Here is a 14,332-nt window from a genome sequence, read left to right as displayed (position 1 = left end):
CCTGTCTTTTTTCGACCTGACCCTATCCATCGCTGAGGAGCCCTCCCCATGTTGACCGACGACGGCAAACATCTGTACGTGTCCTGGGACGAATACCACTTGCTGATCGAACGCCTGGCGCTGAAGGTGCATGCCTCCGGCTGGGAGTTCGACCAGATCCTGTGCCTGGCCCGTGGGGGCATGCGTCCGGGTGACGTGCTGTCGCGCGTGTTCGACAAGCCGCTGGGCATCATGTCGACCAGCTCGTACCGCTCCGAAGCGGGCACGATCCAGGGTCGCCTGGACATCGCCAAGTACATCACCATGCCCAAGGGTGAACTGGCCGGCCGCGTGCTGCTGGTCGACGATCTGGCGGATTCGGGCGTGACGCTGAAGGCGGTGGTGGAGCGGCTGCGCGGCATGCCGTCGATCAAGGAGTTGCGCTCGGCGGTGATCTGGACGAAGAGCGTGTCGGAGTACACCCCCGATTACTACGTCGACATGCTGGAAACCAGCCCGTGGATCCATCAGCCGTTCGAGGACTATGACTCGCTGCGGCCCGATGCGCTGGCGAAGAAGTTCGCGATCTGATGATGAGAAGAAGGCCGGCGGGGACGTCGGCTTTTTTGTTTTGGCGCGCGGCGAATACTGGGGGCGTTGAAGCGTGCCCCCAGGACCCCGCGGAGAGGATGCGGTCGCGAGCGCGCGACTCCGGTTTGGACGCGTCGTCCAAACCCTTCGAGTCCTCGCGTGCTGTCCACTGGACATCACTTCCTGGGCGGCGGAATGAGAAAAGCCGGCTCATGGCCGGCTTTTCGAATTTGGTGCCCAGGAGAGGACTCGAACCTCCACGGAGTTACCCGCTAGTACCTGAAACTAGTGCGTCTACCAATTCCGCCACCTGGGCAAGGTCAAAAACATCGCAATCCAACGAACCCCGCCCTCAACAACTTCGAGAACTCGCTCAAGCAACTTAATGAAGTTATTCTTGAGCCTTCGGTTCCTTGAGATCGCAAACAGCTTTTGCGTTTCAGGAAAGACAAGGATTCTACTATCAAAAACTTCAAGAACGCAACTCCCCCGCAACAGCCGTTGACGGGGGAGCTCGAGGGCACGGTGCAAGGCCACCGCGACGGGCACGGTTTCCTGATGCCCGATGACGGCCAGCCCGATGTCTACCTCTCGTCGCAGGAGATGCACGCCGTCATGCACGGCGACCGGTTGCGGGTGCGCGTGGTGCGCCAGGACAAGCGCGGTCGCTCGGAAGGCCGCGTGCTCGAGATCCTGGAGCGCCGCAAGAAGCCCATCATCGGCCGCCTGCTGCTCGAATCCGGGATCTGGCTCGTCGCTCCCGAGGACAAGCGATACGGGCAGGACATCCTGATCCCGAAGAACGCGATCGCGAACGCCACCGCCGGCCAGATCGTGGCCGTCGAGCTGACCGAGCCGCCGTCGCTGTACTCGCAGCCGGTCGGTCGCGTCACCGAGGTGCTCGGCGAGATCGACGACCCCGGCATGGAGATCGAGATCGCCGTGCGCAAGTACGAGGTGCCGCACGCGTTCAGCGCCGACACGCTCGCGCAGGCGGCGAAACTGCCGGACAAGGTGCGGACCGTCGATCTGAAGCAGCGCATCGACCTGCGCGATGTGGCGCTGGTCACGATCGACGGCGAGGACGCGCGCGACTTCGACGACGCGGTCTACTGCGAGCCCCACAAGCAGGGCCGTGGCAAGACGGCGTTCAAGGGCTGGCGCCTGCTGGTCGCGATCGCCGACGTCAGCCATTACGTCAAGCCCGGCGAGCCGCTGGACCGCGACGCCTACGAGCGCGCCACGTCGGTCTACTTCCCGCGCCGCGTCATCCCGATGTTGCCGGAGAAGCTGTCGAACGGCCTGTGTTCGCTCAATCCCGAGCAGGACCGGCTCTCGATGGTCTGCGACATGCTGGTCAGCGAGGACGGCGAGCTGCACGCCTACCAGTTCTATCCGGCGGTCATCAACTCGCATGCGCGCCTGACCTATACCGAGGTCGCCGCGATCCTGGGCAACACGCACGGTCCCGAGGCCCACAAGCGCAAGGCGCTGGTGCCGCACCTGCTGCACCTGCACGAGGTCTATCGCGCGCTGCTGTCGCAGCGGGCCAAGCGCGGCGCGGTCGACTTCGAGACCACCGAGACCCAGATCGTCTGCGACGACAACGGCCGCATCGAGAAGATCGTCCCCCGCACCCGCAATGAAGCCCACCGCCTGATCGAGGAGGCGATGCTCGCCGCCAACGTCTGCTCGGCCGACTTCATCGCCGGCGGCAAGCACGCCTCGCTGTATCGCGTCCACGAGGGGCCGACGCCCGAGAAGCGCATGGCGCTGCAGGCTTACCTGCGCGCGCTGGGCATCGGCATGGGCATCAGCGACGATCCGACGCCGGGCGAGTACCAGGCCATCGCGCAGGCGACCAAGGACCGGCCCGACGCGCAGCAGATCCACACGATGCTGCTGCGCTCGATGCAGCAGGCGATCTACACGCCGGCCAACGCGGGCCACTTCGGCCTGGCGTACCAGGCCTATACCCACTTCACCAGCCCGATCCGGCGTTATCCCGACCTGCTGGTGCACCGGGTGATCAAGGCGCTGCTGGCCAACAAGAAGTACGCGCTGGACGCGCACAAGATGGAGGCGGCGAACCCGCTGCCCAAGCGTCCCGGCCGGCCGACCAAGACGCTGAATCCCGCCACCGCGTCGACCGACGTGGAGCGCTGGGAGATCGTCGGCGCGCATTGCAGCGCCAACGAGCGCCGCGCCGACGAGGCCTCGCGCGACGTCGAGGCCTGGCTCAAGTGCCGCTTCATGCGCGACCACCTCGGCGAGGAGTTCTCCGGCACGGTCAGCGCGGTCACCACCTTCGGGATCTTCGTGCAGCTCGATGCGTTGTACGTCGAGGGCCTGGTCCACATCACCGAGTTGGGCGGCGAGTACTTCCGCTTCGACGAGGTGCGCCAGGAACTGCGTGGCGAGCGCACCGGCATCCGCTACGGCACCGGCGCGCGCGTGCAGGTGCAGGTCAGTCGCGTGGACCTCGACGGTCGCAAGATCGACTTCCGCCTGGTGCGTGACCAGGACGAGGCGCGGACCCTGCAACGCGGCCCGCGCGACAAGCACGGCGATCCGAAGCGCCATGACAAGCGCTCGGAACGTCGCGCGCGTCGCGACGCCGCCGCGGCGCCCGCGCCGACGGTCGAGCCCATGCCGCTGCCGCCGCCTGATCCGCCCACCGCGGTGGACGCGCTGGAGCGTGTCGAGCAGGCCGACCGGGCGCTGAAGGCGGAACGCCGCAAGTCCGCCCGGGCGACCAAGACGTCCACGACCCATCCGGTCGCGGCGGCGAAGCAGACGGCCCGCGGCGCGGCGAAGTCGGTGGCGGGCAAAAGCAGCGGCGCGCCGCCGGCCAAGACGACCCGGCGCAAGCGGACCTGACCCCCTGGGCGTCGACTGCGGTCTCGCGGTCTCGCGGTCATCCCGGTGCGACAGGCGCGTGGTGGTCGCTGATCGCTGATCGGTGAATGGCGAGTGGCGAGTGGCGATCGGCGAGCCACGAATGGCGAGCGACGAGCGGTGCATGGCCGCTGGGCCGTTCGGCCGTTGGCGGGCTAGGGCGTGGTGGCGTGGAGCGCCGCCATCGCCCGCACCAGATCTGCGGCCAGCAGCGGGCCGGCATGGCCTTCCGCCGCCGCGCCGTGCCAGGCCACCGCGGCGCAGGCCAGTGTGTGCGGGTCGATCGCGGGCGCCTGGGCCCACAGGCCTCCCAGCCATCCGGCAAGGACATCGCCGGTGCCCGCCGTGGCGAGGGCCGATGAGCCCGTGCCGTTGATCGCCGGCAGGTGGTCGCGCATGGCGACGATGCTGCCCGACCCCTTCAGGACCACGCAACTCTCGAATCGCTCCGCGAGCGCCTGCGCCGCCCCCAGTCGATCCGCCTGAACCTGCGATGCCGCCGCGAGGCCGAGCATCCGCGCGGCTTCGAGCGGATGGGGCGTCATCACGGTGACCTGGCCGCGGGCGCTTCGTCCACGAACGGCGTGCTGAAGTGCCTCATCCGACGCGACGAGGTTGAGCGCGTCGGCATCGAGCACGATCCGCGCGGCCCCGTGGAGCAGCGTGCTCAGCGGTGGCGTGATGGCCGTCCCGCCGCCGCATCCGCACACGGCGACGACATCGCGCCAGGTCGAGGCGGCGGTGTTCCAGCGCGAGGCGTCCCAATGCATCAGCTCGGGTCGGGCGGGCCAGGGCTGGCCGTCATCGTCGGGGAGGGCGGCGTACACGCGCCCGGCGCCCGCGGCCAACGCGGCGGAAGCGGCCAGCCACGCTGCACCACGCATCGTCGGGGCGCCGCCGAGCACCACCACATCGCCGTGCCGACCCTTGTGGCTCGTCGCCGAGCGAGCATGCGCGCGCTGCCATCGCTCCACGCGCTCGCGCCCGATGAGCGTCGCGATGCCGATGCCGACGGCGTTGTTGTTGCTGCTGTTGCTGCTGTTGCTGCTGCTGCTGCTGCTGCTGCTGCTGCTGCTGCTGCTCGACCCGGCGAGGTCGTCGAACCAGATCCGTCCGCAGGCATCGCGCCCTTCGCCGGTGAGGAGGCCTGTCTTGATCGTGAGCAGGGCCAAGGTGTGGTCGGCGCGCACGATGTCGTCACCGAGTGGCTGCCCTGTGCGGACGTGCAAGCCGCTGGGCAGGTCGACGGCCAGCACCGTGGCACCGCCGGCCCGGAGCCGCGCGATGGCGGCGATGGCCGCCGCGACCGCGCCCTCGGGCGCGCGACTGGCGCCGAGGCCGAAGAGGGCATCGATCACGACATCCGCCGAGGCCGGGGCGTCGGTGAGGCCCTCGTGAAGACGGAGCTTCGTCGCGCCGGCGGCAAGCGCGGCCTCCGCGCTCAGTCGTGCGTGCGCCGCATCGCCGCCGGACGGTGGTGACCCTCCGACGAGCATCACGTCGACACGCCACCCCTGATGGGCCAGGTGTCGAGCGGCGATCAGGCCGTCGCCTCCGTTGTTGCCGGGACCGGCGAAGACGGCCGCGGTTCTCGCATGTGGCGCGACGGCCAGCGCGAGTCGCGCGACCGCGAGGCCAGCGCGCTCGATCAACGCGTGGGGCGGGTGCAGCGCGAGTGCCGCGGCTTCGGCCCCCCGACTCGTCGCGGCGTCGTGGAGCGGCCAATCACGGGAGGTCGGGAGGAGCGGCAGCATGCCGCCGACTCTATCCCGGTGCGAGGCGGCCGGGCAGGCCGGTCACGGGTGGGTCGACCTGACACGGCACGACTCAAGGCGATCCGATCTGGGCCCAGCCAAGCCAAGCCAAGCCAAGCCAAGCCAAGCCAAGCTGAGCCGAGCCGGGCCGGGCCGGGCCGAGCCCAGGTTGAGGTGAGCTGAGGTGGCCAAGCCTGGGCTGGGCTGCCAGCCAAGCCTGGACGGCTCACTTCAACCGCGAGGGCTCCAGCATTCCCGCGTCGATGCCGGGATCCTTCTTCGCGAGCCGTGCCGCGAGCAGTTGGGCGGCGCCGCCGGCCATGGTCCAGCCATGCTCGCCATGGCCGATGTTGAGCCAGACGCCCGGCAATCCGGATTCGCCGATCAAGGGCAGTTCATCGGGCAGCAGCAGTCGCGAGGCCTTCCAGCGTTGCTGGCCCGCGGCGAGCAGCGCGCCGGGGAACCAGTCATGGGCCGCCTGGTGCAATGCGCCCATCGACTGCCCGTCGGGTTGCGCCGAGGCACCGCCCAATTCGTTGCCGCCGCCGACACGCACGCGCTGGCCGAGCCGCGTGAGGCTGACGCCGGTGCTCATGTCGACGACGGTGGCGCGCGGGCCCAGGTCCGGGTGGGCCTCGAGCATGCGCAGCGGCGCCGTCAGCGTGTGCGTGTGGACCGTGCCCCACGGCAGCTTGAGGCCGTGCGCGGCCAGCAGCGGGGCCGCGCCCTTGCCGGCGCAGACGAGGACCGCGTCCACGCGCAGCGGCTCGCCAGCGGCGATGTGGACCGACGGCTGCGCGCCCGGCTCGATGCGGAGCACGTCGGCATTGAAGTTCCAGCGCACGCCGAGGCGCTGGGCCTCGTGCTTGAGCGCCTGGCCGAACTGACGCGCGTTCGCGGCCTCGTCCTGCGGCAGCAGGATGCCGCCGTGGAGCGGGGTGTCGGCGTTCAGGCCGGGCTCATGCGCGCGGCAGCCGTCCGCGTCGAGCTCGCGATGCGGGACCTCCCGCTCCCGCAGCCGGGTCAGCAATTGCGGCGCGGCCTTGTAGCCCTTGGCCGTGCGCCACAGCAGCAGCACGCCGGCCTCGCGCTCGACTTCCATCTTGAGCTCGCGGCGCCAGACGGCCATCACCGCCTGGCCGCGCAATCCGAGCGCGTGCAGCGCTTCGGGCATCGCCGCCGCGCCGCGTGTGCGGCCGGCGCGCCAGTGGGCGAGCTTCCAGCCCAATTGCGCCGGCTTGCCACGCCAGGCCAGCGGCCATTCAGGCCGTGCCGCCATCAACCCCGGCGCGATGAGCCCCGGCGGCGCGAAGCTGGCGCCGGTGGCGACGCTGGTGCCGCGCTCGAAGACATGGACCTCGTGGCCCTGCAGCGCGAGCTCGTACGCGCTGGTCACGCCGGCCAGGCCGGCGCCGATGATCGCGACCCGCATCAATGCGCTCCCGCCGCGTCGTTCAGTGTCGTCTCGACGCGCGAGGCGATGCTCAGCAGCGCCTCGTCCCGCAGCGCCGGCGCCCACAGCATCAAGCCCACGGGCAGTTCGCCGGGCCGCTCGCACGGCACCGAGATTGCGCAGCCGTCGAGCAGATTGACGACGGCGGTGTTGCGCAGCAGTCGCGCGTTGGTGGCAAAGAACAAATCGTCGCTGTGGCGCAAGGGGGCGACCTCCGGGGCTTGCAGGGGAACGGTGGGGCTGAGGAAGGCGTCGATGCCGTGCATCGAGGCCGTCATGTCGTCGATCCAGCGGGCGCGGGCGTCGCGCAGCGCCACGAGGGCGGCGGGCGTGATGGCCTCGCCGCGGCGGATGCGCAGGGCGACGCGCGGGTCGTAGCGCTCGCCGCGTTCGGCGAGGCGCGCATGGTGCCATGCCCAGGCCTCGGCCGCGGTGATGCCGCCCTGTGATTGCAGATCGGCCACGCGGGGCAGGGCGGGTAGCGCGCGCTCCTCGATCCGCGCGCCGGCGCCGCGCAGCGTGGCAAGGGCGCGTTCGAAGGCGGCGGCGACGGCCGGCTCCAGATCGTCCTGCATGAAGGTCGGCGTGACCGCGAGCCGCCAGCCGGACAGCGGGCGCGCGTCCAGCGTCACCGGCGCGCCGCTGAGCACGGCGTGCAGCAGCGCCGCGTCGCGCACCGAGCGCGTGATCGCGCCGGCCGTATCGAACGAGGGCGCGAGCGGGATGCAGCCGTCCAGCGGCACCAGGCGCGCGGTGCCCTTGAATCCGACCAGGCCCTGCAGCGCCGCGGGAATGCGCAGCGAGCCGCCGGTGTCCGAGCCGAGCGCCGCCCACGCGGCGCCCGCGCTGACGCTGACGGCGCCGCCGGAGGTCGATCCGCCGGGGATGCGGTCCTTGCCGTCGATCGCGCGCGTCACCGGATTGCGGGGCGTGCCGTGATGCGGATTGATGCCGACGCCGGAGAACGCGAACTCGCTCAGGTTGGTGTGGCCCAGCAGCGCCGCGCCGGCGGCGCGCAGTCGCGCGACGGCCGGCGCGTCCGCGGTCGCCGGGGGTGCGTCGGCCATCGCGGCGGACGCGGCGGTGGTGGGGTGGCCGGCGACGTCGTACAGGTCCTTCACCGACAGCGCCAGGCCGCCCAGCGCCGGGCGCGGCTCGCCGCGCGCGGCGGCGGCGTCGGAGGACGCGGCGGCCGCCTCGGCGTCAGCGAAGAAGGGGCGCAGGAAGGCGTGCTCGCAGGCCTCGGCGCGGGCGTGCTCGAGGTTCTCGGCGAGGAAGGAGCGCGCGTCGCGGCGGCCCTGGTTCAACTGCGCCAGGGCCTCGGTCAGGTCGATCGACATGCAAAAAGGGGTTATACTCGTCGGGTTTTGCCGGATACGCCAACCGCTGGGGTTGGAGTCTGGCGGGACGCGGAGTGCAACGAGAGACGCAAGTCCTTGGAGCACATCGCAAATTCGCGGATCCGGCGATCAAAGGTGTTGCAACGTTCAAAACCCGTTGCAATTCGTGCCGGATTCTAGAACCAACCTTCGGAGTTACTCATGTCCGTCACGATGCGCGAGATGCTGGAAGCCGGCGTCCACTTTGGTCACCAAACCCGCTTCTGGAATCCCAAGATGGCCCCGTATATCTACGGCCATCGCAACAAGATCCACATCATCAACCTCGAGAAGACGCTGCCCGCGTTCGAGGAAGCCCTCAAGTTCGTGCGCCAGCTCGCCTCCAAGCGCGGCACGATCCTGATGGTCGGCACCAAGCGCCAGGCCCGCGACATCGTCGCCGCCGAGGCCGACCGCGCCGGCGTGCCCAGCGTCAACCAGCGTTGGCTGGGTGGCACGCTGACCAACTTCAAGACCGTCAAGACCTCGCTGAAGCGTCTGAAGGACATGCAGGCCCAGGTCGACGCCGGCACGCAGCCCGCGATCAAGAAGGAAGCCCTGCTGTTCCAGCGCGACATCACCAAGCTGGAAAAGAACATCGGCGGCATCCAGGACATGGTTGCGCTGCCTGACGCGCTGTTCGTGATCGACGTCGGCTACCACAAGATCGCTGTCGCCGAAGCCAAGAAGCTGGGCATTCCGGTCATCGGCGTGGTCGACACCAACCACTCGCCCGAAGGCATCGATTACGTCATTCCCGGCAACGACGACTCGGCCAAGGCCGTGGCCCTGTATGCCAAGGCCGTCGCCGACGCCGTGCTGGAAGGCCGCGCCAACAGCACGACCGATCTGGTCCAGGCCGTCGCCGCCGAAGGCGACGAGTTCGTGGAAGTGAACGAAGGCGCCTGATCTCGGGCCTTCAACCTGGTCACGCAGATCGGGTCTCACAAGGGGCTGATTCAGCCCCTTTTTTCCAAGTTCTTTCCAAGCAAGATTCAGCGGCGCCGACCTGTCCCGGTCCCGGCGCCGCGCCAAACGGAGATTGAAATGGCAGCAATTACCGCAAGCATGGTCGCCGAACTGCGCGCCCGCACCGACTCGCCGATGATGGAGTGCAAGAAGGCGCTGACCGAGGCCGAGGGCGACATGACCCGCGCCGAGGAAATCCTGCGCGTCAAGCTGGGCAGCAAGGCCGGCAAGGCCGCCTCGCGCATCACCGCCGAAGGCGTGGTCGCCTCGGTCGTCAGCGGCAACGCCGGCGCGCTGATCGAAGTCAACTGCGAAACCGACTTCGTCTCCAAGAACGACGCCTTCCTGGCCTTCGTGAACGCGCTGGCCGGCCTGATCGCCGAGAACGACCCCGCCAGCGTGGAAGCGCTGTCGGCCCTGCCGCTGTCGCAGGAAGGCTTCGGCCCGACGGTGGAAGACGTGCGCAAGGGCCTGATCGGCAAGATCGGCGAGAACATGACGATCCGCCGCTTCAAGCGCTACGCCGGCTCCAAGCTGGTGTCGTACCTGCACGGCACGCGCATCGGCGTGATGGTCGAGTTCGAGGGTGACGACGTCGCCGCCAAGGACGTCGCCATGCACGTCGCCGCGATGAAGCCGGCCGCCCTGTCGGCCGCCGAAGTGTCGGCCGACCTGGTCGAGAAGGAACGCAAGATCGCCGCCGAGAAGGCCGCCGAATCCGGCAAGCCGGCCGAGATCGTCGCCAAGATGGTCGAAGGCTCGGTGCAGAAGTTCCTGAAGGAAGTCTCGCTGCTGGACCAGGTCTTCGTGAAGGCCGCCGACGGCAAGCAGACTGTCGCCCAGATGCTCAAGGACAAGGCCACCACGGTGAAGTCCTTCACCCTGTACGTGGTGGGCGAGGGCATCGAGAAGAAGGTGGACGATTTCGCCGCCGAGGTGGCCGCCCAGGTGGCTGCCGCCAGCAAGGGGCAATAAGCTCCGCGACTCAAAAGGGCGCCGTTGGCGCCCTTTACACTTGTGCCTGCGCCCGCGTCGAGCGCCGCCCGCAGACCCCCGTGCAGGCCCACCCCATTGGTTGTATTGACGAGGTAACAATGCCCGCGCACAAACGCATCCTGCTCAAGCTCTCCGGCGAAGCCCTGATGGGCGACGACGCTTACGGTATCAATCGCGCGACCATCGTCCGCATGGTGCAAGAGATCCAGGACGTCACCCGCCTCGGCGTCGAGGTCGCGGTGGTCATCGGCGGCGGCAACATCTTCCGCGGCGTGGCCGGTGGCGCGGTGGGCATGGATCGCGCGACGGCGGATTACATGGGCATGCTGGCGACGGTGATGAACTCGCTGGCGCTGGCCGACACGATGCGCCAGGAAGGCATGACCGCGCGGGTGATGTCGGCCATCGCGATCGAGCAGGTCGTCGAGCCCTACGTGCGCCCCAAGGCGCTGCAGTACCTGGAAGAGGGCAAGGTCGTCATCTTCGCCGCCGGCACCGGCAACCCCTTCTTCACCACCGACACCGCCGCCGCGCTGCGCGGCGCGGAGATCGGCGCCGAGATCGTGCTGAAGGCGACCAAGGTCGACGGCGTCTACACCGCCGATCCGAAGAAGGACCCGACCGCGACGCGCTACGCCCGCATCAGCTTCGACGAAGCCATCAGCAAGAACCTGCAAGTCCTGGATGCCACTGCGTTCGCGCTGTGCCGCGACCAGAAGCTGCCGATCAAGGTCTTCAGCATCTTCAAGCCGGGCGCGCTCAAGCGCGTCGTGATGGGCGAGGACGAAGGCACGCTGGTGCACGTCTGAGCGCTGTGACGCGTTAACGCCGGATCCGCCACGCACGCGCCGTCGCGGCCGCATCCGGGCATCACCGTCCCATTGAATCGAGGAAAAGAACATGAGCATCGCCGACATCAAGAGCAACGCCGAAGTCAAGATGGCCAAGTCCGTCGAGTCCTTCAAGAACGAGCTGCAGAAGATCCGCACCGGTCGCGCCCACCCGGGCCTGCTGGACCAGGTGCACGTGGACTACTACGGCTCGATGGTGCCGATCTCGCAGGTGGCCAACGTCACGCTGCTGGACGCCCGCACGGTCAGCGTGCAGCCCTGGGAAAAGGGCATGGGCCAGAAGATCGAGAAGGCCATCCGCGAGTCCGACCTGGGCCTGAATCCGGCGTCGCAGGGCGACCTGATCCGCGTGCCGATGCCGCCGCTGTCCGAAGAGCGCCGCCGTGACCTGACCAAGGTCGCCAAGGGGGCCGCCGAGGATGCCAAGGTTGCCGTGCGCAACCTGCGCCGCGATGCCAACGAGCAGGCGAAGAAGGCCGCCAAGGACAAGGTCATCACCGAGGACGACGAGCGTCGCAGCCAGGATGAAGTCCAGAAGCTGACCGACCGCGTCATCTCCGACATCGACAAGCTGCTCTCGGCCAAGGAAGCCGAGATCATGGCTGTCTGAGCGCCGCATCCTGGTGAGCGCCGACAGCAAGGCGGGAGTGCCCCGCCATGTGGCCATCGTCATGGATGGCAACGGTCGATGGGCCAAGAAGCGCTTTCTGCCGCGCTTCTTCGGTCACAAGCAGGGCGTGGACGCGCTGGTGCGCGTCGTGCAGGCCTGCATCGACCGCGAGATCGAGTACCTGACCGTCTTCGCCTTCTCCAGCGAAAACTGGAAGCGCCCCAGCGACGAGGTCTCCGGCCTGATGGGCCTGGTGCTGGCGGCGGTGTCGCGCTACCTGGCCCGCATGGGCGCGATGGGCGTGCGCATCCGCATCGTCGGCGACCGCGAGGCGGTGTCCGACAAGCTGCGCGCGGCGTGGGCCGAGGCCGAGACCTCGACCGCCCACAACAGCAAGCTGACGCTGAACGTCGCGTTCAACTACGGCGGCCGCTGGGACATCGTCCAGGCCTGCCGCCGCGCGATCGAAGACGGCGTGCCCGCGGCGGAGCTGACCGAGGCGAAGCTGTCCGAATACATGGCGATGAACTACGCGCCTGATCCGGACCTCTTCATCCGCACCGGTGGCGAGTTGCGCATCAGCAACTTCATGCTCTGGCAGACCGCGTACACCGAGTTCGTCTTCTCCGACTGCCTCTGGCCGGAGTTCGGCGAGGCACAGCTGGACGAGGCGATCGCCGCGTTCCGCGCCCGGGACCGCCGCTTCGGCGGCGTCAACGCGCCCGGCGTGCCCCAGGAGGCCTGACATGCTGCTTCAACGCGTCATCACGGCCATCGTGCTGTTGGCGATCCTGTTGCCGGCGCTGTTCGCGTCGAACCCGACGTGGTTCGCGCTGCTGACGCTGGCGATGATCGCGGCCGCCGGCTGGGAATGGTCGCGGCTGAACGGCAAGCCCGGCGCCGCGGCGCTGGCGTTCGGCGCGGTGCTCGCCGCGGTCTGCGCGGGCACCTTCTTCTTCGTGGGCTTCGCGGTGCCATCCTGGTGCTGGTGGCTGGCCGGCGGGCTGTGGGTGCTGGGCGGCGCGCGCGCGCTGGCGGTCGGCGTGGCCGGCTGGCCGACGCTGTCGCGGCCGCTGCGGCTGGTGCTCGGCGCCGTGCTGCTGTGGGCCGCGTGGCTGGCGCTGATCGTGGCGAAATCGCGCGGCGTCAACTTCCTGCTGTCGGCGATGTGCCTGGTCTGGATGGCCGACATCGCCGCCTATTTTTCCGGCAAGGCCTTCGGCAGGCGTAAGCTGGCGCCCGCGATCAGTCCCGGCAAGAGCTGGGAGGGCGCGATCGGTGGCCTCGTCGGCGTGATCGTGCTGGCCTTCGTCTGGGTGCACGTCATCGACGTGCGCGTGGACGTCGATTCGGCCAGTCTCTACACGGTCCTGGTGAAACGCGTCGGCATCGTGTCGCTGCTGGCGCTGGTGTTCCTGGCGGCGATGAGCGTCGTCGGCGATCTGTTCGAGTCGTTGGTCAAGCGGGCCGCCGGCGCCAAGGACAGCAGTCAGCTGTTGCCCGGCCACGGCGGCGTGCTGGACCGTGTCGATGCGCTGCTGCCGGTCCTGCCGCTGGCGCTGGCGCTGAGTTCCCTCTGATCCCGTCTGGCCAACCCGTGATCGATCCAGCATTCAACCCAGTGATCACCCCGCGATGAGCCTCACCCTTCACCGTCCGCAACAGGTCTGCGTGCTGGGATCCACCGGATCGATCGGCACCAACACGCTCGACGTCATCGCGCGCCATCCGGACCGGTATCGCGTCTTCGCGCTGTCGGCGATGAGCCGCGTCGACGAACTGCTGGCCCAATGCCTGGCGCATGCGCCGCGCTTCGCGGTGCTGCCGGATGCCGGGCTGGCCGCCCAGCTGCGCGCCGGCCTGCGCGAGGCGGGCTCTCGCACCGAGGTGCTGGACGGTATGGCCGCGCTCAGCGAGATCGCCGCCCATCCCGAGGTCGATGCCGTGATGGCCGCCATCGTCGGCGCCGCCGGCCTGTCGCCGGCGATCGCCGCGGCGCGCGCCGGCAAGCGCCTGCTGTTGGCCAACAAGGAAGCGATCGTGCTCGGCGGCGCGCTGTTCATGCGCGCGGTCGAGGAGGGCGGCGCGACGTTGCTGCCCGTCGATTCCGAGCACTCGGCGATCTTCCAGTGCCTGCCCGAGGACCGCTCGACCTGGCATCAGCGCATCGATCACCTCGTGCTGACCGCGTCCGGCGGACCGTTCCGCCAGCGCGACCCCTCGACGCTGGCCGACGTCACGCCTGAGCAGGCCTGCGCGCATCCGAACTGGGTGATGGGCCGCAAGATCTCGGTCGATTCGGCGACGATGATGAACAAGGCGCTCGAAGTCATCGAGGCGCGCTGGCTGTTCAACCTGCGGCCCGAGCAGATCAAGGTGTTGATCCACCCGCAGAGCATCGTGCACTCGATGGTGGTGTGCCGCGACCACTCGGTGCTGGCGCAGCTCGGCACGCCCGACATGCGCGTGCCCATCGCCTACGCGTTGTCGTTCCCGGAGCGCATCGAGTCCGGCGCCGGCATGCTGGACCTGCTGGCCGCGCCCAATCTGGCCTTCGAGGAGGCCGACAAGCGCCGCTTCCCGGGTTTGCACCTGTCCTGGCAGGCGCTGCGCGCGGCCGAGGGCAGCACCGCGGTGCTGAACGCGGCCAACGAGGAGGCGGTCGCCGCCTTCCTGGACCACCGCCTGCGCTTCGACCAGATCTGCCAGGTCAACCGCGAGGCGCTCGAATCCGTTGCGCCGCAGTCCGGCGACGTCGACAGCGTGGCGGGGTTGCTCGCGCTGGATGCCCGGGCGCGGCGTCATGCGCAGGCACTGATCGCTGCTTTCGCCGCCACCGTCTGACCCCGCGC

At 69.1% G+C, this 14,332-nt stretch carries 12 protein-coding genes and 1 tRNA gene; 9 read left to right on the top strand and 4 right to left on the bottom strand.

From position 1 onward, the window contains the following. The first annotated feature begins 48 nt into the window (after positions 1-48). Complete coding sequence (locus tag CDN99_RS02045) at positions 49-570, top strand: phosphoribosyltransferase (protein ID WP_088382439.1); 522 nt, start codon at positions 49-51, stop codon at positions 568-570. 231 nt (positions 571-801) lie between these two features. Here the strand turns inward: CDN99_RS02045 and CDN99_RS02040 are convergent. Then, positions 802-886, bottom strand: a tRNA-Leu gene (locus tag CDN99_RS02040). Positions 887-1,128: 242 nt separating this feature from the next. Here CDN99_RS02040 and rnr point away from each other — a divergent pair. Further along, positions 1,129-3,450 (top strand): ribonuclease R, encoded by a 2,322-nt coding sequence (rnr, locus tag CDN99_RS02035; RefSeq protein ID WP_238139374.1) that lies wholly within the window; start codon positions 1,129-1,131, stop codon positions 3,448-3,450. 173 nt (positions 3,451-3,623) lie between these two features. On the opposite strand, the gene CDN99_RS02030 is transcribed toward rnr, so the two are convergent. The 3 genes from CDN99_RS02030 to CDN99_RS02015 form a co-directional block, all read right to left on the bottom strand. Beyond that, complete coding sequence (locus CDN99_RS02030; RefSeq protein WP_088382438.1) at positions 3,624-5,222, bottom strand: NAD(P)H-hydrate dehydratase; 1,599 nt, start codon at positions 5,220-5,222, stop codon at positions 3,624-3,626. A gap of 226 nt (positions 5,223-5,448) precedes the next feature. Further along, complete coding sequence (locus tag CDN99_RS02020; protein WP_088382436.1) at positions 5,449-6,654, bottom strand: FAD-dependent oxidoreductase; 1,206 nt, start codon at positions 6,652-6,654, stop codon at positions 5,449-5,451. Further along, positions 6,654-8,015, bottom strand: coding sequence for an amidase (locus CDN99_RS02015; RefSeq protein WP_088382435.1), 1,362 nt, complete (start codon positions 8,013-8,015; stop codon positions 6,654-6,656). Before CDN99_RS02015 ends, CDN99_RS02020 begins: the two co-directional genes overlap by 1 nt. Positions 8,016-8,216: 201 nt before the next feature. Here CDN99_RS02015 and rpsB point away from each other — a divergent pair, with 201 nt between their 5' ends. From rpsB to ispC, 7 genes are all read left to right on the top strand, one after another. Continuing rightward, on the top strand, positions 8,217-8,963 hold the full coding sequence (rpsB, locus tag CDN99_RS02010; protein ID WP_088382434.1) for a 30S ribosomal protein S2: 747 nt from the start codon (positions 8,217-8,219) through the stop codon (positions 8,961-8,963). 138 nt (positions 8,964-9,101) lie between these two features. After that, positions 9,102-9,998 (top strand): translation elongation factor Ts, encoded by an 897-nt coding sequence (tsf, locus tag CDN99_RS02005; RefSeq protein ID WP_088382433.1) that lies wholly within the window; start codon positions 9,102-9,104, stop codon positions 9,996-9,998. A 119-nt stretch (positions 9,999-10,117) separates the two neighbouring features. Beyond that, positions 10,118-10,828: a UMP kinase gene (gene pyrH, locus CDN99_RS02000; protein WP_088382432.1), complete on the top strand. Its 711-nt coding sequence runs from the start codon at positions 10,118-10,120 to the stop codon at positions 10,826-10,828. 91 nt (positions 10,829-10,919) lie between these two features. Continuing rightward, the gene (frr, locus tag CDN99_RS01995; protein ID WP_088382431.1) at positions 10,920-11,480 is read left to right on the top strand and encodes a ribosome recycling factor; all 561 of its coding nucleotides are present in this window, start codon (positions 10,920-10,922) and stop codon (positions 11,478-11,480) included. 13 nt (positions 11,481-11,493) lie between these two features. Continuing rightward, positions 11,494-12,225, top strand: a complete 732-nt coding sequence (gene uppS, locus CDN99_RS01990) for a polyprenyl diphosphate synthase (protein WP_375134409.1) — start codon at positions 11,494-11,496, stop codon at positions 12,223-12,225. Position 12,226: 1 nt separating this feature from the next. Continuing rightward, on the top strand, positions 12,227-13,060 hold the full coding sequence (locus CDN99_RS01985; RefSeq protein WP_088382429.1) for a phosphatidate cytidylyltransferase: 834 nt from the start codon (positions 12,227-12,229) through the stop codon (positions 13,058-13,060). Between the two features lie 55 nt (positions 13,061-13,115). Next, entirely contained in the window at positions 13,116-14,324 is a 1,209-nt protein-coding gene (gene ispC, locus CDN99_RS01980) for a 1-deoxy-D-xylulose-5-phosphate reductoisomerase (RefSeq protein WP_088382428.1), read from the top strand. Positions 14,325-14,332: the final 8 nt, after the last annotated feature.

It is taken from the genome of Roseateles aquatilis, from assembly GCF_002205645.1.
GTDB lineage: Bacteria > Pseudomonadota > Gammaproteobacteria > Burkholderiales > Burkholderiaceae_C > Roseateles > Roseateles aquatilis.
Note: the sequence above shows the minus strand (reverse complement) of the source record. Positions and strands in the feature narration are given on the sequence as shown.